This window comes from Paenibacillus sp. FSL E2-0177, from assembly GCF_037992975.1.
Lineage (GTDB): Bacteria > Bacillota > Bacilli > Paenibacillales > Paenibacillaceae > Paenibacillus_AQ > Paenibacillus_AQ odorifer.
Genome location: NZ_CP150307.1, coordinates 1,080,177 through 1,103,540, shown reverse-complemented (window position 1 = coordinate 1,103,540; position 23,364 = coordinate 1,080,177). Strand labels below are relative to the sequence as shown.

Genomic DNA, 23,364 nt, shown 5'->3' with positions numbered 1-23,364 from the left:
TAAACGAGCATGCGATGATAGAAATAACAGTAAAAGCAATAAGTTTAATAGACTATTAAATAGGGAAAGACACTCTAAAAAACCCTCCAATGGGATGCCAAATGAATCGTCACCCTTATGTCCTTCATTTTTTTTGATTACGGGATTACAGATTTACGAATTAAGGAATTACTTGTCGCGTTCAATTAGCTTATTACTTTGCCTAATGAGATCGAATGTAATGGTTTATAGCATACACTGTATCCAACTAGTGAACATTTATAATGAGTAGTCAAGCAACTATAGCTACTTGGGTGTACATATACGAAGCAGACAACTTTTAATGACTTGGGTAAACAATCCCTACAGATAGTACGCTCCTTCTGCTGACCATGAGAATGGGAACTCCTGTCTGGTCAGTTTTTTTGTCCAAGAGGTGTGGGTAGCCCGTCTATACTCTTAGTGTTTTTCTCTTGTCTATATTCTTTCAGGCCTGCCTCGCCCTTTTGGATAGACCAACGCTGCAACGTATCCCGCTCACCCGCATAACTCATGAATGGGATCGAAAATCCGCAGGAAGTCTGTACTTTATGAACATCTATCAAAATGATCTGTCTAGCTCCAGGCAGAGATGTAAACATAGGGTATAGTGTTTCCCATTCTGCTGATTCAGGCAAAATCACAGCCCCTGTTCCATACAGTCTTAAAATATTAGGCGGCCCCTCAAACGCACAAAACATAACCGTCACTCTTCCATTTTCCAGCAGATGCGCGCTCGTCTCATTACCGCTGCCGGTCATGTCTAGATAGGCCACCTGATTAGGAGACAATATCCGAAAACAATCATGTCCTTTCGGCGAAAGGTTAACATGCCCATCTTCTGAAAGCGGCGCCGACCCTACGAAAAAAAGGTGCTGCCGAAGAATAAACTCTTCATGTACAGGTAGTATAGCGGTGAATTGTTTTCCCATTTGGCATTCTCCATTTCTGTATATTTGTGTGTTGGCTAATTGGTCATCTCTACTCAACTCTATCGGATCAGCCGACTCAATGAGTTCCATGAACTACATGAACTACATGAACTACATGAACTACTACATGAACTACATGAACTACATGAACTACATGAACTACAGCAGCTTCACTAATCACCTCAGTTCCATCAACCACATTTGCTTAACTAACTAGCTTTGCCGACTACATTAACTTCTACAGTTACATTAGCTCTATCAACTCCGTTAGTTTCACCAACTGAATCAGTTCCTTAAGCGCATTAACTCCACTAACAATAACAGTTCCACTAGCTCCTCCATCAAACTAACTTTGACTAGGTCCAAGCGGCGTTTGCCGCTAATGTAGGGCATTTTTGACTCTCTTTCCTGCTACTTTGGCTCGGGGCGCCTAATGTAGAGCATTTTTGACTCTCTTTCCTGCTATTTTAGCTCGGGGCGGCTAATGTAGGGCACTTTTGCCTCTCTTTCTTGCTACTTTGGCTCGGGGCGGCTAATGTAGGGCATTTTTGACTCTCTTTCTTACTACTTTGGCTTGGTGCGGCTAATGTAGGGCACTTTTGCTCTTATTTCTGACTAATTCGACGCTATGCAGCTGATGTAGAGTATTTTTACCGTACATTTCCCCACTTTGGCTCAATCCAACTATTCTACGGGATTTTCACCGTACATCCCCGCCACTTCTGCCCAATCCAGCAATTCTACGGGATTTTTACCGTTCATTCTCGCCACTTGAGCCCAATCCAGCAAATCTACGGGATTTTTACCGTACATCCCCGCCATTTCTGCCCAATCCAGCAAATCTACGGGATTTTTACCGTATATTTTTCCGCAGACATATTAGTTAAGTATATATACTCTAGGGCTTTTCTTATGTCTCCCCCCGTCTGCCTAAATGCAAGCCTCAGCAAAGATTAACAACACATCCCGAGAATTTTAAGTTGTCATATTCTCTTCCACCGTCAAGTAACCCTTCTCCCCAGTACCTGGCCGTCAGCAAAAATAGGGACTACCTCTCGGCAGCCCCCCTTTCTCTCGCAAGCTGCTTGATACTACTATCAGAAGCAACTCCCTTAAATCCCTTTTTCCCTATAAAATACTTCCCTTTAAACACTTCCTATAACACTTTTCCCTAAAATCTCCCGCTTAAGCACTTAACCCACTAAGCACACAAAACCATCCTTTCCCTATCTATTCAATCGCAATATAAATCTCAACCTGTGTGTCAGCAGGGTCAAAATTCCGTGAATCATAAATTTCAAAATCCCCCGTGTAAGTTCTTACCTCCCCAGACTCCTTAAAGTACGCCCAAATCTCCCCCCACGCTTGCGCGACTACTTCAAATACCGGACCTTTTTTCGTCTTAAAAACCATGTATTTGCTCTCCGGTACAGCCGCATAGGTGAACTGGTTTTCCACTAGTTCGCTTTCCTCTAGCTCGTTTTCCTCTAGCTTGCTTTCCTCTAGTTCGCTTTCCTCTGGTTCGTTTTCCTCTAGCTCACCTTCCTCTAGCTGCCTTCCCTCTATATGTCTCTTCTCAGCTACTTCATGCCCGATCACAACGGTATACGCTCCGCTCGCATCACTCTCATAATCCGTATACAAAGCATAGATATACTCAGGATTTACCGTAGCTATCTGCCCCGCAATATTACTCTGAAAATAAGTTTCCCACAGCTGCGACAAACCTCCATCAGGTCCCATTTCTGCTTCATTAGTTGTGCGTATGCTAACCCCCGCCAAGGTCATTTTTGCTTTCTCTACAAAATAAGTATTCATCCATTCTCCCTCATTTCCTGTGATTGAACTTAGTATACACAGGCAAAGTGGACATCTGTCTGTCCAGTTCGAATAGATTGATTTCATTCTGGGTTATAAAGACCCCTTTAGGGTAATTAATAGTATGGAACTACACTCGAAGGGAATGACTACAGCATGTCAAAAATCAAATTAGCTGTCATCTACTACAGTGCCACAGGAACTAACTACCAGCTAGCACAATGGGCCGCGGAAAGCGCAGAAAAAGCAGGAGCTGAGGTAAAACTGCTGAAGGTGCAGGAACTGGTCCCCGAGGACAAAATTCAAGCAAATCCAGCCATGAAAGCCCTAGCTGAAAAAACAAAAGATATCCCAGTCGCCACACCCGACGATATAGTCGAAGCGGATGCGATTATTTTCAGTTCCCCAACCCGTTACGGTAACATTGCTTCCCAGATGAAGCAGTTCATTGATACAACCGGTGGCATTTGGGGCAAAGGACTAACAGTAAACAAAGTCGTCAGCGCCATGAGCTCAGCACAGAACCCGCATGGTGGACAAGAAGCTACGATTTTGGCACTCTATACGTCGATGTATCACTGGGGAGCCATTGTTGCAGCACCCGGTTATACCGATCCAGTCACATTTGGTGCGGGAGGCAACCCTTACGGAACAAGTGTCAGTGTAGATGGAGACGGTAAAATGATCGAAGATCAGGATCGGATCCGTGACGCTGTTTTTCATCAAGCGAAGCGTACCGTTGAAGTGGCCGGCTGGGTCCAGACAGGCAAAAACGCCAATAATCAGAACTAGCGCAGCTTAGTTAATATAACAACACCCCTCGGAGCTACTTGTGTAGCACTGCACCGAGGGGTGTTTAATTTATATTTTAATTACTCTCCAGGGTATTTAAGCCCCCACTGTGCACGCACTTGATCCAGCAGTTTCAGAATCGCTAACGATTCATCCAATGTCATCACCGGACTCTCTGTAAGCCCTGCCTGAAGACAACGTCCTACTTCCTCCGCTTCAAAACAATATCCAATAGAAGCACGGTCGTCCACAAAGCTCTCTACCTTCTCATCTCCTATATAAAGCGCAGCCGATTTCGGGTTCACTAATGTACCCTCTACAATAATACGGCCTTCTGTGCCAAACACATGCGCTTCCTCCAACATGTTAAGACGAATACCACCGTTCAACGAAGCGGTTTTCCCGTTACCATATGACAACAGCATCGAGAAATGCTCGTCCACTCCAGTCTCACCTATGTGCACTGTGCTGGAAATAGACTCAGGATGAGGTCCAAACACCATGGAGGCAAAAGAAACCGGATAAATCCCCACATCCAGCAGCGCTCCCCCGCCCAGCTTCGGATTCAGCAATCTGCCTTCCGGATTCCAGTCGGTACGAAACCCTAGATCTGCCTTCACCAATCGAACATCACCGATCTTGCCCTCAGCAATCCATTCTCTAACCTTCACAATCGCCGGGATGTAGCGACTCCACATTGCCTCCATCAGGAATAGCTTATGCGCTCTAGCATAGGCCACAACTTCTTCCAATTCCCCGCTGTTTACGGTAAAAGGTTTCTCACACAGGACAGCTTTGCCTGCACGCAGCGCCATTAAAGCATTTTCTTTGTGAAAAGGATGCGGCGTTCCAATATATACCGCGTCTACATTCGGGTCATTCAGCAATTCCTCATAGGTTGCATAGGCATGCGGAATCCCATGATTTTTAGCAAATTCATCGGCACTTTCCTGAGATCTTGACCCAACGGCATAAGCCACACCATTACTGGCATGCGCCAAATCAGTAACAAATTGATGAGCAATCCAGCCTGTGCTAATAATTCCCCATCTCACCTTGTAAGCGTTGTCCATTTTCATTTGCATGTTCCTCCTACTCCTTCTGCTAAGTCTCTTTAATTCTATCAGACCATTCTAATGAATGTATAGGAACTGATGCCAGCAAACACCACCGTCACCACCAAAATAGCAATATTCCAGATCTTGCTCAAGGCCGCTGAGTGCTCGTTAAAGTTTTGAATAAACGCTTTTTGCAAAAGGAACTGTAAAAGCTTCATGATTATGAATCCCAAACAACCCAGCCCGCTTTGCAAAATAACCTCCAGACTAGCTTTACTTACAAATCGATCAGCCATGTTCCCATCATAATGAATCGGCACGGTATCCGGCATTTTGGAATAAAGAAATAAATAAATAGCTACAGGAATCAAGGCCACCACACTGCTTAAGATCATCGTCAGTTTGGTTTTGAACAACGTTTTACCCTCCTTGTGCGGAAAAATAATCTCCCCGTTATTCTCCTTCCACTTCAATCAGATATATCCCCTTCTTAAATCCACCGCGACGTTTAGCTTTCTCTGCACGTTGCTTCTCCAGCTCCACGCTATTGCTCCCGTGTGTCTCCGCCAGAGCCTGAATCACTTCCATCATATCGGCAAGCTCCTCCAGAGCTTCTTCATCACTTGCTGCCTGAAAATATTCCTTCGACTCTTCTTGCAATTTTTTACGTAGTTCAGTTATGTATTCTTTGGACTCTAATATCCTTGTGTTAAAATCTTTACCTTGAGAAGCTATCAAATCGGGGATGCCGTCACGCACTAGCTTTTCATATACAGGCATTTAAGCTCTTCCTTTCTTCTATATTATATTATATCTCCCTTCAATCCGGCTTTGATTCCATCACTAGACGTTCTACAAAAGGAAGATCTGCCGGAGCAAACATGAACTGATCCAGTTCAGCCGGAAGCACCCACCTATGTTCGTCGTGATCCACCAGATCAATTACACCTCCCTGATACCGCGCTTTCCAAGCAATCAATTGGATCTTTATCTCTCCATAGTTATGCTCGTTCATGCCAAAGCTCTCATAGGGAAGGATTGTGATCCCCATCTCTTCCTGAAGCTCTCTTTGCAGACACTCTGCGATGCTCTCATCCTGCTCTATTTTGCCACCAGGAAATTCCCACAGACCTGCCTGCGATTTACCTTGCCGCCGCCGGGCAATAAGAATCTGCCCTTCTTCATTATGTATAATTGCTGCCGCCACCTTGATCACAAAGAACACCTCCACTATTGCTAGTTATTCGACAGATACTACTATTAAAACATACAATTCATTCCAAACCAAAGAGACTCTCCCAAAAGCCAACACGGCCTGGGAAAATCTCTTCAGTACAGTCTCTCTATAAATTTCACAGCAGCGTTATCCTTACGAAAGAGCTACTATTTTGTCAGCACAAGCTCCAAGCGAACCTCAAGATTATTTTCTGTATCCAGCACAACGGTGTGGGGATTGCTTAGACCAAAGTCAGAAAAGGCCACTGTTGTCGTTCCCGACAGCATCAACTGTCCCCCGCTATACGCCGCTTGCGACTGAAAGGTGACGTCCTTTTCTACTCCTTTTACGGTAAGCGTCCCCTGCATTTCAACAGGCACAGTTGCTCCTTCAGTCCATTCTGCCGGCAGCTCCGAAAATGACTTCACTACAAACGTGGATTGTGGAAATTCCGTAACGGATAGAAAATCCTCTCCTTTTACATGCTCGTCCCGTTGGCTATTGCCAGAATCCAGAGCGCTCATATCCACTGTCCCTTCCCCGGCCATCGAAGTAGAATCCTCTATATTTACCTTCCAGGTACCCTGAACTTTGTTGTCTACGAAGTTTACTGTTTCTTTAGAGGTCGTCACTGACCAATAGACTTTAGAGGTTTCCGCAAGGGTCCAATCCCCGTTTAATTGTTCGGCTGTGACCGCCACCCCTGCTGATGCTCCAGTGTTATTTGTTGTCTCTCCAGCATCTGCTGTGGTTGCTTGATTTGGAATCACGGACTCGATCTCTACATTATTGCCCAGCGATTTATCCAGTAATGTATAACCTGTGACTACTCCTACGATAATAACTCCTGCAGCGATCAAGGCTATTCTTTTTCTCTTCATCCTGTTCCCTCCAATATTCATAATTTCTGTATGCTTTCAAGCTCGTCCCTCATTCTAACAAAGCAATATGTCGGGAAGAAGTCAGAGCAGAACGGGCTATGATGTGTTAAACTTGTCGTAAATTTTATGGACTGGAGGTACTCCAATTTGACGAAATCCATTCTTGTTGTAGAAGATGAAGAAGCCATCTCTAGGGTCCTCAGTGCTTATCTGAAAAAAGCAGGCTTTCAAGTCACCCGTGTAGCCGATGGACGCGCTGCGCTGGAGTCTTTTGCTATATCTCCTCCTTCATTAGTATTACTAGACATCATGCTGCCAAACATGGACGGCTTTGAACTGCTTAAGCTCATCCGTGAAAAAAGCAGCTGCCCTGTGATCATGCTGACGGCAAGAGATGGGATCAATGACCGGCTAGCCGGTCTCGACGGTGGTGCGGATGATTATATGTCTAAACCTTTTATTCCCGAGGAGGTGGTAGCACGCGTGAACGCTGTCTTACGCCGTCCCTCGCAGTGGTCTGATGGCAGCCGTAAACGGCATTATGGCAGTTTGTTTATCGACTTCACAGCACGTGCTGTCTTTTTAAATGGGGCTGAGCTGAGTCTTAGTCCTCGGGATATGTCAGTGCTGTTATTTCTCGCTGAAAGACCTAATCAGATTTGTACGCGTGAGCAATTAATAGAATTTGTATGGGAAATGGATTATGAAGGAAGCGACCGGGCGGTAGATTTGTCGATCAAAAGACTACGCCAAGCGTTGTCGCACTGGCCTACTAGTGAGGGGGAAATCCGTACCCTAAGGGGGACGGGATATCAATTATGGACAACTTAAAGAGAAACAACGCCAAACGTACCTCTATCCTTTCTTACTGGACGATACGTTATCTGCTCATTATTAGTGTAGGCCTGCTCCTCACAGCTTTAGCTACATTATGGTGGATCCGTCAGGAGGCTATGAGCAATCGTCTGCAGACTGCGGGGCTTTTGGCACAGGAGATTGCAGATCGCAGCTTAAATATGGAAGGCTCCATTGAAATCAGCCAAAATCTCGAAAAACTGATCGAAGACCGGAAGCGGTTTTTCAAGTTAACCATAGAGATGTGCGTGATCATTACTGATCAACAAGGTCAAATGCTATTCTCCCTGCCACCTCTAACTGACAAGGAAATGAGATATAAGCTAAATGATAGCCTGAACGACTCCCGCAGTCCTGAGTTTAAGGCTGCTGTGGCTCCCATAAATTCGGATGACAAAACACTGGGACAGGTTATTGTCCTGCAATCCAAAAAATCGCTGCGGCATATTCCACAGGAGGAGATCATATTTTTCTCCATACTGCTGCTGTTTCTAATCATCTTAAGTTGGCTAACCATTTACCTCTTATCTCGTAAACTGGCAAAACCCATTCAGAAGGTAGTCGAGGCTGCGGCTCAAATCAGCCATGGCCGTTATGATATCGTTCTAGATAAGGATGCTAAAGAGCGGGAAATTCATGAGCTGATGATGTCTTTTGAAGAGATGGCAGGCAAGTTACAGCAATTTGAGCAGTCTCGAGCCGTAATGCTGGCCGGAGTCTCCCATGAGTTGAAAACACCCGTAACTTCTATTAAAGGCTTGGTGCATGCTGTACGCGAAGGGGTCGTTGAAGGTGATGAAGCTGCGGAATTTCTGGATATTGCCCTGCTGGAGACTGGACGGTTGCAGCGAATGGTAGCCGACCTTCTGGATTACAATGCCCTGACTGCAGGAATGGTTTCTGTTCGTCACGACCGACTGGATGCCGTACCACTACTATCAGAAATCGTATATCAATGGAAACTGACACAGGCGGAAGATGTTGCTGAACCCGTGCTTCATATGCCGATTAATCCCTTATTTTTGCGTGGGGACTCCCTTCGTATCCAGCAGATAATCGTCAATCTACTTAATAACAGTGTACAAGCCAAAGCTCCGGATCGAAAGGTGCAGCTTACAATAGAACTGCTGGATCAGCAAGGTCATGGCTTTGCCGAAATCCGTGTTCAAGATAATGGGCTTGGCATCTCATCCAATCATAGTGAGCATGTCTTCGAAGCCTTCTTCCGGGGCAGCGATAAGCAGAGCACACTGCGTGGTCTGGGACTCGGCCTAACCTTCAGCCGTCTGTTGGCCGAATCTATGAACGGAAGCCTCGTGCTTGAGGAGCACTCAGACAAAGGCTGCACCTTCGTGCTGTCTCTGCCGCTTGATGATTAAAAAATAGTCTGCGATCCATCGACATGGTATAATCATGTGCACAATCACACCGAAAACCGGAGGCTGTATATGCTTACTTTTGAACAAAAATTAGCGATTCTCGACTCTTACCCCCAGCTGGAACGCAAAAACGTATCCCTTGGGCGCGTGAACTATCACTATGAGGAAAGCCAGCATGATAAGAAAACCGTGGCTTTTCACCTGCATCCAAATGGTAATGGCTATGTGTTCGCAGGCTTACTGCGGGGCTACGAGACAGACGATAAGGGCTTCGTGAATATTCGCGACTACTCGGAATTCGAGCTGCGTAATTTGCTGGATGCCTCCATCACCTCACTGTCTATTTACATTCCTGATGCTCCTGTAGCCAGCAAAAGAAAGAAAAAGGCTGCGGCAACTGCCGATACACTCTGGACTAATGATGAGGGCCAAACCCTAACCCTAAAGCTTGAGGATGATTTATGGTATGTCTATGCCGACCTCAATCTGGAGATGGCGTTTGAAACGCTTGAGGAAGCTAAAGAATATTTAGCGGAAGAGGGATTTACAGCAGCGCAGGAGTAATTGTCAGACTTTAATCTACACACTCACAACAAAAGAGGTGTCTGAGCAGCCATTTATTTTGGCCGTTCGGACACCTCTTTTCTAATAAAACGATCCTTAATATACAGGTTCCGTATATATGTAACTATAAATACCCAAATCGAGCTCAGAAACCACTTCATAATCTAGTTGGAATTCTATAGTCTTATTTGATAGACCTCCTACAAAATAACTGCCCTCCACAACCAACCTATCCTTCCCTCCAACTGGGGCGACCAAGATCAGCTGTTCAGCTTTATTGGCTGGGATCACAAAGTTTTGCAGCCCACCCGTCTGATCTTGAATATATTTACGGACAGACACGAGGTTACTGCCTAATTCCGAGAGGCCGGAATTGTTGTTCCGCCATACATCAAGCGCATCTTGTTGGGATTGGTTGGAACTGACACACGCCTGATTAACTGAAAATTCCGGGATTTTATATATATTCCCGCCAATATTATCGATAACTACTTTATGGGTTACTTCCGTACAATTTTCAATTTTCAGAGTCGGCATGGGGTCCTTTTCCTTTGAGAATGTCTTTATGATTTTTTGATCACCGGACTTAAAATTTATTGAGATGTCTTTATTATCCATGTTAGAAAATTCGAGCAAGCTATACAACTGATTATTTTTAATTCCGTAGTGCTTTACGATTATAACAAACCTGTTTCTCTCATCTGATAACGATTTTGATTGCTCTTGGCTTCCTACTGAAATTGTTCTGTTGACCGGGGCAATAAGCTTCTCCTCGGCAACTGGTGAGGTTATGTAAATAGATTTTGTACCTTCATCCCAAGTGACACTACTACCCAACACTTCGCTAATAAATCTTAAAGGGACTAGTGTATTATTTTGAAAATTGATACCCTTAATGTTAATATCCCCTTTAACCGCTGAGACCGACTTCGCATGATTATCCCATTTAATAGTTGCGCCTAAAGCTTCAAAGATCGCCCGCATAGGTACGTATGTAACTCCATCTTTCAGTATAGGACTTACATAAAAATGTAATTGCTTACCGTCCAAATAACATTTGAGATCACTGTCTTCCGCAAAGGCTTGACTTGAAGATAAAACAGCAAAACTTATCATCACCACAAAAAAAGTGATAATTTTTGAAGCAAAGTTGTGGTTTTCCATGTTCTTAATTTAGCTCCTAATCTAGAAAAATAAAAAAATTACAATGCAGACCTGAATATATCAAATGGCCAATCAAAATGTAAGTCTAAAAAGAAAACTACCAACGACACCCAAATTATGGTTAGATGAAGGAGAAGCCATATCCTAGAGGGAAAGAAGCGTGAACGCATATGAGTTTTGAAATCGTAGAGGCCACCATACCGGACATCCAAGCTGCATTAGAAGCCGGAGAAATTACGTCAAAACAACTAGTTCTCATGTATTATGAACGCATTGCTGATCACGACAAAAACGGCCTGACGATTAACTCTGTACTGGAGATTAATCCTGATGCGTTGTTTATCGCAGAATCTCTGGATGTGGAACGGGCAATTATTGGCCCACGCGGCCCCCTGCACGGGATACCTGTGTTATTGAAAGATAACATCAATACTGGGGACAAAATGCATACAAGTGCGGGTTCGCTGGCTTTGGCGAATTCTTTTGCTGGGGAAGATGCGTTTATAGTTACCAAGCTGCGTGAAGCCGGCGCCATTATTATGGGTAAAGCCAATATGACCGAATTCGCCAATTTTATGACGAACGGCATGCCCTCCGGCTATAGCTCCCGTGGCGGGCAAGTCCTTAACCCCTACAATATTTCTACGCCAACCGGCGGCTCTAGTGCGGGTTCAGCAGTAGCTGTCGCTTGTAATTTCTGTACGGTCTCTGTTGGCACAGAAACTTCGGGATCGATTCTTAATCCCGGTAATTTGGGCTCCATCATCGGCATTAAGCCAACCGTGGGGCTGCTCAGCCGTTCAGGAATCCTGCCGCTCTCCAATACACAAGACACCGCAGGCCCTATGGCTAGAACCATTCATGATGCCGTGTTACTGCTAAACGCCATGCTGGGCAAGGATCAACGTGATGCAGCTATGGGAACAAATACAGGTAGAATCCACGAGGATTATACTGTATTCCTTGATCCGAATGGTTTGCAGGGCGCTCGAATTGGGATACCACGTGATTATTATTTTGAGGAGCTCACAGATGAGCAGCTTGCTTTGTTCAACGCTTCCGTCGACAGGATGAGAGAGCTTGGAGCGACCATCATTGATCCTGCGGATATTAAGACCGCCCGGGAAATTAGTTACTCTTCGGTGGTATTAAACGAATTCAAAACAGCACTGAATGCTTATTTGTCTCATTTGGGCCCCGGAGCACCTATGCGAACCTTGAAGGATATTATTGATTTTAATCATGCACACCCTGTGGAGACTTTGAGATTTGGTCAAGCTACATTAATAGATGCGGAATATACCTCCTCCGGCACACAAAGCGAAGCTCAATATTTACGCCATCGTGCGACTGACCTGAAGCTGTGCAAGGAAGAAGGGATCGATGCCACTATGAAAGAATACAATCTGGATGCCCTGCTGTTCCCTGCCGATTTTGGCGCCAGAATTACTTCCAGAGCAGGATATCCGTCCATCGTCGTTCCTTCTGGATACACGTCGGCCGGCGCTCCCTTTGGTGTAACCTTCTCAGCAAAAGCTTATCAGGAGCCTACGCTTATCAAGCTAGCCTATGCCTATGAGCAGCATTACAAAGTGCGAAAAGCACCTTCGCTAAAAAGCTTCATTGATTAAACCTATTCCTGGAGCGGAACAATACCTAAATGCCTGTTTCCCTCATGGGACAGACTCCATGTACGCACTTCATAGCTACGAATACCAGACAGCACGTAAGGATCTTTTTCGGCAAGGAGAACGGCTTCTTCGCGTGAGTTCGCTCTTACAATAACCATACCGCCAGGACAATCACTAAAGGGACCACACAGCACTAATTGTCCTTTACGGTCCAGCTCTTGTAAATGCTTAACATGACCACGAATAATCTCCATGTCTCTACGGTCTTGATTCGTCGGGCTAAGCAAAATAACATAACAAATATCTGCTTGATTGACCTCACTCATCCTATTCTCCGCCTCTCGTTCAAATAGAAATTAAAGCCCGTAACGGTGATTTCCCAATGCCGATTCGGGCTTTTTTATTTCGCGATGTCTTCGTTCGCAGCTTTATTCATAATCTCGCTGATTTTCTTCATCGGCAATATTTTGAATCTCATCAGAATGAATAAGAAACAGCTCGTAGTCCCCCTCTGCATGCAGCTTCAGCGCTCGTTCTTTAAAAAACTTCGGGCTGCCTTCCGCCGCATCCTCATCATAAAAGAGCAATATCCCGTCACTTTTGCGGAACAACAAGTCATCTCTGGCCCTGAACTGCCAGCTGCCGTCATAAGGGGCATTACTGACCGCCCTGCAAAAGTCCGCACCCGCAATAATACGTCGGTATTCCTCCTGCTTCTCTTCCTTCCACTTCTCTTCCTGTCCAGTATGCGCCGTAATGATCCCCAATTTCAATTCAGGATATTGAGTCTTGAGTTCACATACCACCTCACAAGCCCAAAGATCGACACCATACTGGCCGGGGGTAATAATCCATTCGACGCCTTCTTCAATTAGCGGCTTTAATCTGTTAGACAGCGCCTTTTTGATATAAGGAATTCCCGGATGCTTATTGTCAAAAATACCGAGCTCATGCGCACGGTAGCCTGTTACGAGTAAATTCTTCATGTACTGCCTCTTTCCTGAACGTTGGTTATCTCTTACCATGACTTACCTTTGTAGAGTTTTATCCCACTTATATGATTATTATATAGCATTTACATGATCTATTTCTTTAGGCAAACTTTCAGCTGATCTTAAGCAACCTTTCAGAACCGTCTGATATATTTCTCCTAATCAATCTAAAACTATTAAGGAGAGAAAATAAATGAAGAAATTAATACCGATTATGATCTCAGGAAGTCTACTCGCTTCTCTACTATTGGCTGGCTGCAGCACCAATTCGGAGTCCGAAGGAACAGCTGTTACTAATAACCAAGCGAACACGGCACCCGCAGATAACACTGAGGCACAGCAATCTCAAGGAAACGGCAATCAACAAAACGGCAGACCCGACATGTCCATGAATTTCGGCAAGATTAAGAGTATTAGCGACAACACAATTACAATCTATACGTCAGAAATGCCTTCCCCGCCCGCACAAGGCACTGGAGATACGGCTGGAGCCGATATGCAGAACGGCCAGGCTGGTACTCCACCGGAAAGACCCGAAGGTGATCAAGGCTCAGAAAACGGTACACCTCCAGAGGGGGGAATACCGGAAGGTGGAGCCCCTGACGGCGGTGGACAAGGTGGTGGACCACAGGGCGGCGGGATGCAGCAAACCTTCTCCGAGGAAACCACAGATATTACAATTGATGCTGATACCAAAATTGTAACGGTTACCTTCGACAATGGCACGCGTCAGGAGAACACGATCAGCTTAGCTGACCTGAAATCTGATGACATTATCCAATATACGCTTAAATCAGATTCCACTGTGGCGGAGAGCATTACCTTAAGCAGCGGAAACCCAATGGGGATGGCTGAAGGCAAAAAGAGCAGCGACTGAACCACCAAAAAATAACAGAAAAAATCCCCACCTACGATCAGCTTCAAAAAAGCGTTTTGTAGTGGGGATTTCAAATTTATATAGGTTAGACGAGACTCAACTATTTTTTGTCCGACAAAATCAATACTCCACGACCCGGTACAACTGCTGAACCACTGATTACATTACCTGTCAGTAGATCAGTACGCTCAGCTGGCCCAATATCCGCGCTTAAATCCCTGGCAGTGTGGTTCAGTAAGAACAAGTAAGATACGCCATCCTTCACACGTTGAACAGATTCGATACCTTCCGGTGCAGTTACCAGCGGCTGAATGTTCTTTTCGGCACATAGATTCGCTAGGAATCCTTGTAGGAATCCAGCTTCTGGGCTAGTCGCCACATAATAAGCTTTACCTTCGCCAAATTTATTCACAGTCAACGCAGGCATTCCTTTATAGAAATCAGAACCGTACTCTGCTAAAACTTCTGCCCCTTCGGCATGGATCAGATCGCAGAGCAGATCACATTTATAAGAACCACTCAAGCTACCCCACGTTTTATCCAGCACGAGTTCATTGCTCATACCTGGCAGTAATGCATCGATTTCCTCTGCCCAAATTCCAAGCACTTTACGCAATTCGCCTGGATAACCTCCAACCGTCACGAGGTCGTTCTCATTAACAATACCGCTGAAATAAGTTGTAATGAATGTGCCGCCCGCTTTTACAAAAGCTTCAACCTTCTCTGCAAAACCTGGTTTGACCATGTACATTACGGGTGCGATAACAATTTCATACTTGGACAGGTTCTCTTCGATCCCGATCATGTCGGCTTCGATATTTTGCTGATACAGCGCATCATAATATTTGTGGACTTCATTCACGTAATCCAAAGCAACCGACGGACCGCTTGAGAGATCAAGCGCCCAACGATTTTCCCAATCGTAGATAATCCCTACTTTAGCTGCACTGCGCGCATCCAGTAGTTGATCTCCAAGCTGCTCGAGCTCTTTACCCAGCTCAGCACATTCACGGAATACCCGTGTGTGTTCATGACCCACATGCTCAATTACCGCTCCATGATACTTTTCACAAGCCCCTATCGAACGACGCAGTTGGAAGAACAACACAGTATCTGCACCACGCGCCACAGCCTGGTAACTCCATAGACGCATAACGCCTGGACGTTTCAAAGAGTTGTACGGTTGCCAGTTCTGCTGGCTCGGTGTTTGCTCCATCAGCATGAATGGTTGGCCATTTTTTAATCCACGCATAAGGTCATGTGTCATTGCTGTAAAGCTGACCGGTGTGTCCAGTGAAGGATAGTTGTCCCAAGAAATTACATCCATATGCTTGGCCCACTCAAAATAATCCAGTTCCGGATAAAAGCCCATCAGGTTCGTTGTAACAGGTACGTTGGCGCTGTGTTCTTTGATCGCTTCGTATTCGATTTTGTAACATTCGAGCAAGCTATAAGACATAAAACGGCGATAGTCCAACGAGATTCCTTGGAAGTTAGTACGGTTACCGTTCCATTCTTCACTCAGCTCATTTGGCACCACAATTTCTTCCCAATCATAAAACGTATGTCCCCAAAAGCGTGTATTCCAAGCCTTGTTCAAAGCATCCAGCGAACCATAACGCTCCTTCAACCAGACACGGAAGGCAGCAGCGGACTGTTCGGAATAATCATAGCCACCATATTCATTAGAAATATGCCAAGCTACCAGTGCCGGATGATCCTTGTAGCGTTCTGCCAGCTTACCAGCCAGCTTCGCTGCATACTTGCGGTAAACTGAACTGTTCGGATTGGAGTTATGACGTCCGCCGAACTTACGTTTTCTGCCCTGCACATCGACACGGGTCACTTCAGGATAACGATGAGCCATCCAAGCTGGATGTGCTCCTGTTCCTGTAGCTAGACATACATAAGTTCCATTTTTATATAGTCTATCCATTAATTCATCCAATGAGGAGAAATCATAAGTATCTTCGGAAGGTTGGATTAAAGCCCAGGAAAACACATTAATTGTGGCAACATCAATTCCCGCCAGCTTGAACATCCGTTCATCCTCAGCCCATACTGGCGCATCCCATTGCTCCGGATTGTAATCTCCACCGTACCAAATTTTAGGTAATTTATCGTTAATCACACTTCGCACACCCTTTATAGTATAATTATATATCTATTGTAAATGGTTAAGGTTGCCCTTTAAATATAAAATAATATCTCATACATATAAGAATATAGAACTAACAGGAGAGGATAACATTGTCCGAAATCATGCATCGCAGGATCGTATTCGTCCATGAAGGTGGACAGCACTTGCCAATCACTTTAGACAGTATGGGGCACAATCATGATCAGGAAAAAGTATCCCGCCCCGATGGTTATGACACGTATCATTGGCTTCAAACCTCAGAAGGTGAAGGGATCATCCATTTTGACAATAAAACCTTTTCCCTGCCCGAAGGCAGCGGCGTATTACTACTTCCTTATACACCCCATCGTTATGAGGCTTCCACTAAAAACTGGGGTACCTATTATCTAACGTTTGGTGGCGATTCGGCACACTCTATTTTGGAGACCCTTGGGATGAATAGTAATTCTTTTTACCGTTGGGAAAATGAAGCGCCTCTCCCCAATTTGCTGAAGGAAATGCTGGATCGTCATGATGCCTATCAGGATATGTTTGGTCTCGGCGCCTCCACAGATGCTTATCGTTTTTTGCTTACTTTGAGTAAATATGGCCAGCTTCAAAATAATACGGCGATTTCCCGCAATGTAGATAAGCTGCAGCCACTGCTAAAATGGATGGACAGCCATTATGGCGATCCTGATCTTGGACTGAACGATCTAGCCGATGAACTAGGCGTATCTGGGCGCTATCTTAACAACCTATTCGTCCAAACTTTCGGACTCTCGCCTTATGCCTATTTCGTACGGTTACGCATCCGCAAAAGCAAAGAAATGCTCGTAAGCCAACCCGATCTTACGGTAAAAGCTATCTCCCAGCTAGTCGGCTTCCGCGATGTCAGCCATTATGTAGCCACATTTCGCAAGCAATCCGGGACTACGCCGGAGCAATTTAGACGCCTGCATTAAACATGCCCCGCCTACTGTGGAAAAATTGCTCGCTGGGAATATGCGGCTAGAACGTAGTAAGAGTATGGTATGCGCTACTATTGTGTAGAAATGGGCGGTACGGTGAAGTGCGGTACGGTACGGTGGCTGGGTGCATTTGGCTGCGAGTGTACGGCACCTCTGAGATGGATCGTGCAGATCTGCTCATGGTGGAGTCCTTGTGAAAATCTGCTATGTTGGGGTGCAGCTCTCTTCAGTCAGTATGAGTAAGTCAGACGAAATAATTGCACTTTGTACACTTAAAATAGCCTGCACGGCAGAAATTATCCATATAAGTGTATTCTGTGCAACTATATTCTCGGAATATGGCCTTGCAGCGGGATAAGCCAATTTTCAGCTGCACAAAGTGCAACTAAAACCAATTAAATACTCCAACACTTCAAATAAGTGTACGAAGTGCAACTATTTTCTGTTGTGCTTCTGTTGAAGTTTCTGCATGCCCTACTCCACTCATTTTTTACTCCACACTTCCACTTACTTCACTATTCCTACTCCACACATCCCTCACTCCATCTTCACCAACCTTCACTTCACCCTACTCCACACATTCCCCACTCCATCTTCACCAACCTTCACTTCACCCTACTCCACACATCCCATATTCCATCTTCACCAACCTCACTTCACCCTACTCCACACATCCCATATTCCATCTTCACCAACCTTCACTTCACCTTACTCCACACATCCCTCACTCCATCTTCACCAACCTCACTTCACCCTACTCCACACATTCCCCACTCCACTTTCCCCTCTCCTGCCACACTCCCAAACCCACTCCAAAATCTCTTTACTCAAAACCACTCAAATCTCCAGCACCTCTACGCCATACGGCTCGAGCTGGAGCTCTCCAGATCGAATCTTATTATCCAGCAGGCTACTGTATTCTTGTGGCAACGGAACAATCACGGACTCGCGGCTCAGATTAAGCAGGAACAAGAAGCTTCCCTGATCTCCAGTCCGCACGGAGGCTTGTACTCCGTTTGGCAATCCTTCAAAGCGTAACAACCCTTTTTCCTTAGCCAGGTTCTCCAATAGAACTGTCCAGTATTGCTCATCCGCATGGGTTCCAAAGTAATAAACCTGACCTTTGCCGAAGGAATTAACAGTTACAGCGGGTGTGCCGCGATAGAAATCATCACCATACCAGGCAATTGGCTGAGCCACTACAGGTCGGAGGATGTCGCACCACTGCGTACATTCATATGGGTTACCCTCCGCATCCACGATGACATGTGTTTCAACGCCAATCGGATCATACTCCAGCACTTCAACGCCGGTACAATAGCTCAGCTGCCCAGGCAGCGGTTGCATGACTGCGATGTTGTTTATATTTTTGACGCCACTACGGTTGGTGATCAGTAAGGTCCCGCCAGCGAGGGCAAAATCCTCCAGATTACGTACGATCTCCTCATCCAGCAAATATAAATTTGGAGCGATTACTACTTTGTATCCATCAAGCGGTTGTCTGAGGTCGATAACATCGCAGCCCATGCCAAGCTTGGTCACCGCCCGGTGAATCTGCTTAATGTTCTCATAATAATCAAAGCCCTCTGCCTGCGGCTGAATATCCAGCGCAGCCTTCTCTTCATGAGAATGGAGGATAGCCACTTCGTTTTTCAGCATCGTTCCTTGGAGCTTGTCGCTCAGCCCATTAACCTCATGACATAGCTGCGTGAACTCCGCTAATCTGCGTCCGGGAACATTGCTGTGATCAATCAGCCCGTGCCAGAATTGTTCTGCTCCTGAAGTTGCACTTCTCCAGCGAAAATGAACAACAGTATCCGCACCTCTAGCAATCGCCTGCCATGCATAGGCACGAATTAGTCCCGGATAAGGGGTTCGCCACATCGGCATCCAACAACCCGGAGATCCACTCAGCTGCTCCATGATCCAGAAGTTTTGGCGTTTGATGCCACGGGTTACGTCCAATGAAAGTGCTCCGCTATAAGGCGTTGTCTCTTGTTTGGTTGGCGAAGTATTCGGATAATAATCAAACGCAGCCACGTCCAGATCTGCACCCACTGCGTACATATCGAGACGCTGCGGATAGCTGTGAAAGTTATGGGTTATGAAATGCTCTGGACAAATCATACGCAAAATATTGATCTGCGCTGTCTGAAACGATACCACCGAATCCCACTGAAACCGCTGAAAGTCCAGCAGAAAAGATGGATTCTGATGAGGTGATCCGCCCAACGGCACGGTAAGCTCATTCCAATCGCTGTACTCCCCGCTCCAAACAACGGTTCCCCATTCTGCATTGACCTCAGCCAGTGTTCCGTATTTAGCTTGTACCCATGCTCGAAAAGCAGTATTACAAGCGTCACAATGACAATCCAACATGCCAAATTCATTATCAGTCTGCCAGCCTATGACGGCCGGGTGTTCACTGTAACGTTCGGCAAGACGCAGAATAATACGGCTGCCATACTCACGCAGTGATGTGCTGTTATAGCAGCGGTGTCCACGTACCCCCGGGTGAAAGGTCTCTCCATTAGCAAACACCGGAAGCACATCCGGAAATTTCGTCGTTAACCATCTTGGCGGTGTAGCTGTTGGCGTACCCATCACAACCTGCAGATCATATTGATGAAAAAGGTCCAGCGCACGGTCCAGCCACTCAAACTGGTAATTCCCCTCAGTAGGCTCCAGTCGGCTCCATGCGAACTCAGCAACCCGGACTACTTTAACACCTGTTTCTTTCATCAACTTGATATCTGGTTCCCACATGGATTCATCCCAATGCTCCGGGTAATAGTCCACTCCCATCTGAACATGATCATATCGTTTCATTGGCGCTTCTCCCCATCCCTTGATAATCAGCCCTGTTTCCCCAAAAAAGCGCTCCCCGTCTCAAATTGATGAGGTATACGGAGAGCGCTTCTGTTTAACCACTAATATCCATTAAATCTTCTCTATAATGTGCTTTACTTATTTTTTAAGCTTGTCCCATGCAGCTTGCATACCAGTCATCCAGCCGTTAACGTCAACCTTGTCAGCGATGAACTGTTGGATCACGCTGGCAAATTCTTGCGTTACACCATCAGGGAATTTGGAGGATTGCAGGCCATAAACTTTGTTTTCTTTTACATAGTTCCATACGTCTGCTCCAAGCATACCGATGTCTTCAGGTGTTGCTTCGATTGTGGACAAAGCAGGGATGAATTTCCATTTTTTAACGATGTACTCTTTACCCATATCGGAAGTTACCAACCAGTTCAAGAAAGTTTTTGCTTCTTCTTTAGAACCGGATTCTTTGTTGACTACAAGGTTCGCAGGGATACCAACAGTCATTTTGTCATTCTTCTCAGCATCTTCATTGATTGGCATAGGGAACATACCAATGTTCATATCAGGAGTGATGTTATCAACAAGAGTTTGTGCCCAGTTACCTTCTTGCATCATTGCAGTTTCGCCTTTTGCGAACATTGCCAGGTGAGTGTTAGCATCTGTGGTCAAAGGATTCTTTTGTCCGTATTGTAAAGTCAGTTTGAGATACTTGCTCCACTCTTCAAACGTTTTATTTCCTACAATTGTACCAGTTCCTTCATTCAAACCTTTGATGAATTCATCTACATTATCTTGTTGTGCAAAGGCTACGCTGATCCCTTGGTTACCTAGCAGCCACCATTCCTGATATGCATTACCAAAAGGAGTTACGTCGATAGCTTGCAGCTTTTTAGCTGCTTCTTCAAGCTGTGACAATGTTTTTGGAGTTTCAGTGATTCCCGCTTTAGCAAACAAGTCCTTGTTATACACAATACCGATACCCTCAAGGTTCATTGCCATACCGTATACTTTGCCATCTTTAGTCATAGGCTCTGCAGCCATAGGAATCAGATCTTTTACCCAAGGTTGGTCGGACAGATCTTCCATCTTGTCTCCCCAAAGTTCCATTTCTGCATATCCACCATTGGAAAAAATATCAGGCGCATCGCCGGAAGCGAATTTAGTTTTCAATGCTGCTGCGTAGTCCGCACCACCACCAACTGTTTGGATATCCAGCTTGATGTTAGGGTATTCTTTTTCGAATTCTACCTTAAGCTCATTGAGGCCTTCTACGATTTCAGTTTTGAATTGGAAGATCTTAACGGTCTTCACTTCACCTGAATTTGTGCCAGCGCTTCCATTTTGTGAGTTACTAGAAGCGTTATTATTACCACCACATGCCGTTAGAGCTAAACTCATTGCCATTACTGCTGATAGAGCAACTGCGGAGTGTTTCTTCTTCATTATATATTCCCCCTTAAAATAGTGGACTGCTTAAAAAATATTTGGAACGGAGGGCTCGGTGTTAACCTTTCACCGAGCCAGCCGCTATTCCCTCAACAATGTAACGTTGCATAAACAGGTAGAAAATGATAATTGGTGCGACCCCGATTACGAGAGCCGGAAGTGCCATATCCCATTGTTTGGTATATTGACCAAAGAAGGAGAAAGTCGCTAGTGGAATGGTCCGAAGCTCTGGTGCCTGAAGAATCAAGGATGGCAACAGATAGTCATTCCATATTCCAAGTGCATTTAGCACGATTGTTGTCATCACCATTGGCTTCAGCAAAGGAAGCACAATACGGAAGAACACGGTAATAGGATTACATCCATCTACTGTAGCCGCCTCTTCAATTTCAAGAGGAACGGACTTGATAAAGCCGTGGAACAGGAAGATCGCCATCGGAACACTGATTCCTAGATTCGTGATAATCAAACCAAGGAAAGAGTTGTTCACTCCAATAACATTTACGACCTTCAGAATTGGAATCATGATCGTTTGGAACGGAACTACCATTGCTGCTACGAAGATAAGCAGCAAGAACTGATTGAATTTCGTATTCGCCCGAACCATACGATAGGATGCCATCGCACTGAACAGAGAGATTAGAATAACACTGATCACTGTGATAATAACCGAGTTTCGGAATGCTTCACCGAAACGGGCTAATTTCCAGGCGGTTGAATAGTTCGACCACATAAATACTTTTGGCCAGCTTGCCGCATCACTCAGAATTTCACCGAAGGATTTCACCGAGTTTGCGAGCAAGAAATAGAATGGAGAGAGAAAGAGCAGGGCCAGAAGGATCATTATTACTTCCGTGCCAATATTCCATCTCTTTTTTTCTGTAGGTTTCATTACGCTTCAACCTCCTTGCTCTTCGTGATACGGACCTGAATCAGAGTAATGATGGCTACAATTACAAAGAACAGCAGCGCTTTTGCAGTACCCAGCCCGTAACGATTGTTCAGGAAGGCTTCATTGTAAATATTCATAGCAACGGATTCCGTCGATTTGAACGGTCCACCCTTCGTCAAGGACAAGTTAAGGTCAAACATTTTGAATGACCAGGAAATGGCCAAGAATAATCCGATAGTTACAGCAGGCATAATTAGTGGAACTACGATATTGCGTAGCACCTGCCAACGGGAAGCACCATCAATATCAGCCGCTTCTAGTACTTCTTTAGATACATTACTCAACGAGGCAATGTAGATAACCATTAGATAACCGGAAGACTGCCAAACAAAGACCATTACAATCGCCCAGAATCCTGTTGTAGCATCACCGAGCCAAGGAAGATTAAAGAAGGACCATCCTGTAAGGTCGCCCATAGTGGCGAACCCTTTGATGAAGATAAATTGCCAGATGAAACCAAGCAACAATCCCCCGATAACGTTCGGCATAAAGAAAATAGTCCGAAGCATGTTACGTGTCTTTAACGGTTTAGTTAACAGATAAGCTAAGAAGAAGCCTACCACGTTAGTCAAAATCACACCTAACACCGTAAATCTTACCGTGAACCAAAAGGAAGACCAGAAGTCAGGGTCATTTGAGAAAATAGTGGAAAAATTTTGAAATCCGACCCAACTTACATTACCGGATACACCGTTCCAATCTGTGAAAGAGTAATACATCCCCATCAAAAATGGGATAATCGTTATTAAGGTAAAAAACAAAACTGCCGGACCAACGAAAAAAAGCTGTTGACCTAACTGGGACAACTTAGTGCCGCGCATTTATTGCCCCCCCCTTTCTTTTGCTCACTTACTTGTTTATGCTTTATACACA

General features: G+C 45.2%; 23 protein-coding genes. 7 read left to right on the top strand and 16 right to left on the bottom strand.

What is annotated here, in order from left to right:
* Positions 1-395: 395 nt before the first annotated feature.
* From MHI25_RS04890 to MHI25_RS04880, 3 genes are all read right to left on the bottom strand, one after another.
* The gene (locus MHI25_RS04890; RefSeq protein WP_076221249.1) at positions 396-950 is read right to left on the bottom strand and encodes a pyridoxamine 5'-phosphate oxidase family protein; all 555 of its coding nucleotides are present in this window, start codon (positions 948-950) and stop codon (positions 396-398) included.
* 684 nt (positions 951-1,634) lie between these two features.
* The gene (locus MHI25_RS04885) at positions 1,635-1,790 is read right to left on the bottom strand and encodes a hypothetical protein (protein WP_340395065.1); all 156 of its coding nucleotides are present in this window, start codon (positions 1,788-1,790) and stop codon (positions 1,635-1,637) included.
* Positions 1,791-2,180: 390 nt separating this feature from the next.
* Positions 2,181-2,768 carry an effector binding domain-containing protein gene (locus MHI25_RS04880; protein ID WP_340395064.1) on the bottom strand — a complete coding sequence of 196 codons (588 nt, stop codon included), beginning with the start codon at positions 2,766-2,768 and terminating at the stop codon, positions 2,181-2,183.
* A 156-nt stretch (positions 2,769-2,924) separates the two neighbouring features.
* On the opposite strand from MHI25_RS04880, the gene wrbA reads away from it, so the two are divergent.
* A complete protein-coding gene (gene wrbA, locus MHI25_RS04875) occupies positions 2,925-3,560 on the top strand; it encodes an NAD(P)H:quinone oxidoreductase type IV (RefSeq protein ID WP_339281723.1) in 636 nt (211 codons plus the stop codon).
* 80 nt (positions 3,561-3,640) lie between these two features.
* Here the strand turns inward: wrbA and MHI25_RS04870 are convergent, their stop codons facing one another.
* The 5 genes from MHI25_RS04870 to MHI25_RS04850 form a co-directional block, all read right to left on the bottom strand.
* A complete protein-coding gene (locus tag MHI25_RS04870) occupies positions 3,641-4,633 on the bottom strand; it encodes a Gfo/Idh/MocA family oxidoreductase (protein WP_036680866.1) in 993 nt (330 codons plus the stop codon).
* A gap of 50 nt (positions 4,634-4,683) precedes the next feature.
* On the bottom strand, positions 4,684-5,034 hold the full coding sequence (locus tag MHI25_RS04865) for a DUF1648 domain-containing protein (RefSeq protein ID WP_139331134.1): 351 nt from the start codon (positions 5,032-5,034) through the stop codon (positions 4,684-4,686).
* A gap of 37 nt (positions 5,035-5,071) precedes the next feature.
* Complete coding sequence (locus MHI25_RS04860) at positions 5,072-5,398, bottom strand: nucleoside triphosphate pyrophosphohydrolase (RefSeq protein ID WP_076194412.1); 327 nt, start codon at positions 5,396-5,398, stop codon at positions 5,072-5,074.
* A 40-nt stretch (positions 5,399-5,438) separates the two neighbouring features.
* Entirely contained in the window at positions 5,439-5,834 is a 396-nt protein-coding gene (mutT, locus tag MHI25_RS04855; protein ID WP_076185009.1) for an 8-oxo-dGTP diphosphatase MutT, read from the bottom strand.
* A gap of 167 nt (positions 5,835-6,001) precedes the next feature.
* Positions 6,002-6,715, bottom strand: coding sequence for a YceI family protein (locus MHI25_RS04850; RefSeq protein ID WP_076129600.1), 714 nt, complete (start codon positions 6,713-6,715; stop codon positions 6,002-6,004).
* A 147-nt stretch (positions 6,716-6,862) separates the two neighbouring features.
* Between MHI25_RS04850 and MHI25_RS04845 the strand changes: the two genes are divergently transcribed.
* From MHI25_RS04845 to MHI25_RS04835, 3 genes are all read left to right on the top strand, one after another.
* Positions 6,863-7,546, top strand: coding sequence for a response regulator transcription factor (locus tag MHI25_RS04845; RefSeq protein WP_232061150.1), 684 nt, complete (start codon positions 6,863-6,865; stop codon positions 7,544-7,546).
* Complete coding sequence (locus tag MHI25_RS04840) at positions 7,534-8,949, top strand: HAMP domain-containing sensor histidine kinase (protein WP_340395063.1); 1,416 nt, start codon at positions 7,534-7,536, stop codon at positions 8,947-8,949. The genes MHI25_RS04845 and MHI25_RS04840 overlap by 13 nt, the downstream gene beginning before the upstream one ends.
* A 69-nt stretch (positions 8,950-9,018) precedes the next feature.
* Positions 9,019-9,513 (top strand): hypothetical protein, encoded by a 495-nt coding sequence (locus MHI25_RS04835; protein WP_340395062.1) that lies wholly within the window; start codon positions 9,019-9,021, stop codon positions 9,511-9,513.
* Between the two features lie 96 nt (positions 9,514-9,609).
* Here the strand turns inward: MHI25_RS04835 and MHI25_RS04830 are convergent, their stop codons facing one another.
* Positions 9,610-10,677, bottom strand: a complete 1,068-nt coding sequence (locus MHI25_RS04830; RefSeq protein ID WP_340395061.1) for a copper amine oxidase N-terminal domain-containing protein — start codon at positions 10,675-10,677, stop codon at positions 9,610-9,612.
* Positions 10,678-10,847: 170 nt separating this feature from the next.
* On the opposite strand from MHI25_RS04830, the gene MHI25_RS04825 reads away from it, so the two are divergent.
* Positions 10,848-12,308 carry an amidase family protein gene (locus MHI25_RS04825; protein WP_340395060.1) on the top strand — a complete coding sequence of 487 codons (1,461 nt, stop codon included), beginning with the start codon at positions 10,848-10,850 and terminating at the stop codon, positions 12,306-12,308.
* A 2-nt stretch (positions 12,309-12,310) separates the two neighbouring features.
* Here MHI25_RS04825 and MHI25_RS04820 read toward each other — a convergent pair whose 3' ends face one another.
* Both MHI25_RS04820 and MHI25_RS04815 read right to left on the bottom strand, forming a co-directional pair.
* Positions 12,311-12,634, bottom strand: coding sequence for a YciI family protein (locus tag MHI25_RS04820; RefSeq protein ID WP_051491142.1), 324 nt, complete (start codon positions 12,632-12,634; stop codon positions 12,311-12,313).
* 102 nt (positions 12,635-12,736) lie between these two features.
* Complete coding sequence (locus MHI25_RS04815) at positions 12,737-13,294, bottom strand: DUF1273 domain-containing protein (RefSeq protein ID WP_036680784.1); 558 nt, start codon at positions 13,292-13,294, stop codon at positions 12,737-12,739.
* Between the two features lie 199 nt (positions 13,295-13,493).
* On the opposite strand from MHI25_RS04815, the gene MHI25_RS04810 reads away from it, so the two are divergent.
* Entirely contained in the window at positions 13,494-14,177 is a 684-nt protein-coding gene (locus MHI25_RS04810; RefSeq protein WP_340395059.1) for a hypothetical protein, read from the top strand.
* A gap of 100 nt (positions 14,178-14,277) precedes the next feature.
* On the opposite strand, the gene MHI25_RS04805 is transcribed toward MHI25_RS04810, so the two are convergent.
* Positions 14,278-16,308: a beta-galactosidase gene (locus MHI25_RS04805; protein ID WP_340395058.1), complete on the bottom strand. Its 2,031-nt coding sequence runs from the start codon at positions 16,306-16,308 to the stop codon at positions 14,278-14,280.
* 119 nt (positions 16,309-16,427) lie between these two features.
* Between MHI25_RS04805 and MHI25_RS04800 the strand changes: the two genes are divergently transcribed.
* Positions 16,428-17,261 (top strand): AraC family transcriptional regulator, encoded by an 834-nt coding sequence (locus MHI25_RS04800; RefSeq protein WP_254848824.1) that lies wholly within the window; start codon positions 16,428-16,430, stop codon positions 17,259-17,261.
* A gap of 843 nt (positions 17,262-18,104) precedes the next feature.
* Here MHI25_RS04800 and MHI25_RS04795 read toward each other — a convergent pair.
* The 4 genes from MHI25_RS04795 to MHI25_RS04780 form a co-directional block, all read right to left on the bottom strand.
* Positions 18,105-20,096, bottom strand: a complete 1,992-nt coding sequence (locus tag MHI25_RS04795) for a beta-galactosidase (protein ID WP_340395057.1) — start codon at positions 20,094-20,096, stop codon at positions 18,105-18,107.
* Positions 20,097-20,234: 138 nt separating this feature from the next.
* Positions 20,235-21,536 carry an extracellular solute-binding protein gene (locus MHI25_RS04790; protein WP_094902687.1) on the bottom strand — a complete coding sequence of 434 codons (1,302 nt, stop codon included), beginning with the start codon at positions 21,534-21,536 and terminating at the stop codon, positions 20,235-20,237.
* A 61-nt stretch (positions 21,537-21,597) separates the two neighbouring features.
* Positions 21,598-22,431, bottom strand: a complete 834-nt coding sequence (locus MHI25_RS04785; RefSeq protein WP_036680774.1) for a carbohydrate ABC transporter permease — start codon at positions 22,429-22,431, stop codon at positions 21,598-21,600.
* On the bottom strand, positions 22,431-23,312 hold the full coding sequence (locus MHI25_RS04780) for a sugar ABC transporter permease (RefSeq protein WP_036680772.1): 882 nt from the start codon (positions 23,310-23,312) through the stop codon (positions 22,431-22,433). The genes MHI25_RS04785 and MHI25_RS04780 overlap by 1 nt, the downstream gene beginning before the upstream one ends.
* Positions 23,313-23,364 lie beyond the last annotated feature (52 nt).

What these genes read in the sequence shown, in the direction of transcription:
- MHI25_RS04890 (WP_076221249.1), bottom strand. Translation starts at nt 950, where the DNA reads ATGGGAAAACAATTCACCGCTATACTACCTGTACATGAAGAGTTTATT.
- MHI25_RS04880 (WP_340395064.1), bottom strand. Translation starts at nt 2,768, where the DNA reads ATGAATACTTATTTTGTAGAGAAAGCAAAAATGACCTTGGCGGGGGTT.
- wrbA (WP_339281723.1), top strand. Translation starts at nt 2,925, where the DNA reads ATGTCAAAAATCAAATTAGCTGTCATCTACTACAGTGCCACAGGAACT.
- MHI25_RS04870 (WP_036680866.1), bottom strand. Translation starts at nt 4,633, where the DNA reads ATGGACAACGCTTACAAGGTGAGATGGGGAATTATTAGCACAGGCTGG.
- MHI25_RS04860 (WP_076194412.1), bottom strand. Translation starts at nt 5,398, where the DNA reads ATGCCTGTATATGAAAAGCTAGTGCGTGACGGCATCCCCGATTTGATA.
- MHI25_RS04850 (WP_076129600.1), bottom strand. Translation starts at nt 6,715, where the DNA reads ATGAAGAGAAAAAGAATAGCCTTGATCGCTGCAGGAGTTATTATCGTA.
- MHI25_RS04840 (WP_340395063.1), top strand. Translation starts at nt 7,534, where the DNA reads ATGGACAACTTAAAGAGAAACAACGCCAAACGTACCTCTATCCTTTCT.
- MHI25_RS04835 (WP_340395062.1), top strand. Translation starts at nt 9,019, where the DNA reads ATGCTTACTTTTGAACAAAAATTAGCGATTCTCGACTCTTACCCCCAG.
- MHI25_RS04830 (WP_340395061.1), bottom strand. Translation starts at nt 10,677, where the DNA reads ATGGAAAACCACAACTTTGCTTCAAAAATTATCACTTTTTTTGTGGTG.
- MHI25_RS04825 (WP_340395060.1), top strand. Translation starts at nt 10,848, where the DNA reads ATGAGTTTTGAAATCGTAGAGGCCACCATACCGGACATCCAAGCTGCA.
- MHI25_RS04820 (WP_051491142.1), bottom strand. Translation starts at nt 12,634, where the DNA reads ATGAGTGAGGTCAATCAAGCAGATATTTGTTATGTTATTTTGCTTAGC.
- MHI25_RS04815 (WP_036680784.1), bottom strand. Translation starts at nt 13,294, where the DNA reads ATGAAGAATTTACTCGTAACAGGCTACCGTGCGCATGAGCTCGGTATT.
- MHI25_RS04810 (WP_340395059.1), top strand. Translation starts at nt 13,494, where the DNA reads ATGAAGAAATTAATACCGATTATGATCTCAGGAAGTCTACTCGCTTCT.
- MHI25_RS04795 (WP_340395057.1), bottom strand. Translation starts at nt 20,096, where the DNA reads ATGAAACGATATGATCATGTTCAGATGGGAGTGGACTATTACCCGGAG.
- MHI25_RS04790 (WP_094902687.1), bottom strand. Translation starts at nt 21,536, where the DNA reads ATGAAGAAGAAACACTCCGCAGTTGCTCTATCAGCAGTAATGGCAATG.
- MHI25_RS04785 (WP_036680774.1), bottom strand. Translation starts at nt 22,431, where the DNA reads ATGAAACCTACAGAAAAAAAGAGATGGAATATTGGCACGGAAGTAATA.
- MHI25_RS04780 (WP_036680772.1), bottom strand. Translation starts at nt 23,312, where the DNA reads ATGCGCGGCACTAAGTTGTCCCAGTTAGGTCAACAGCTTTTTTTCGTT.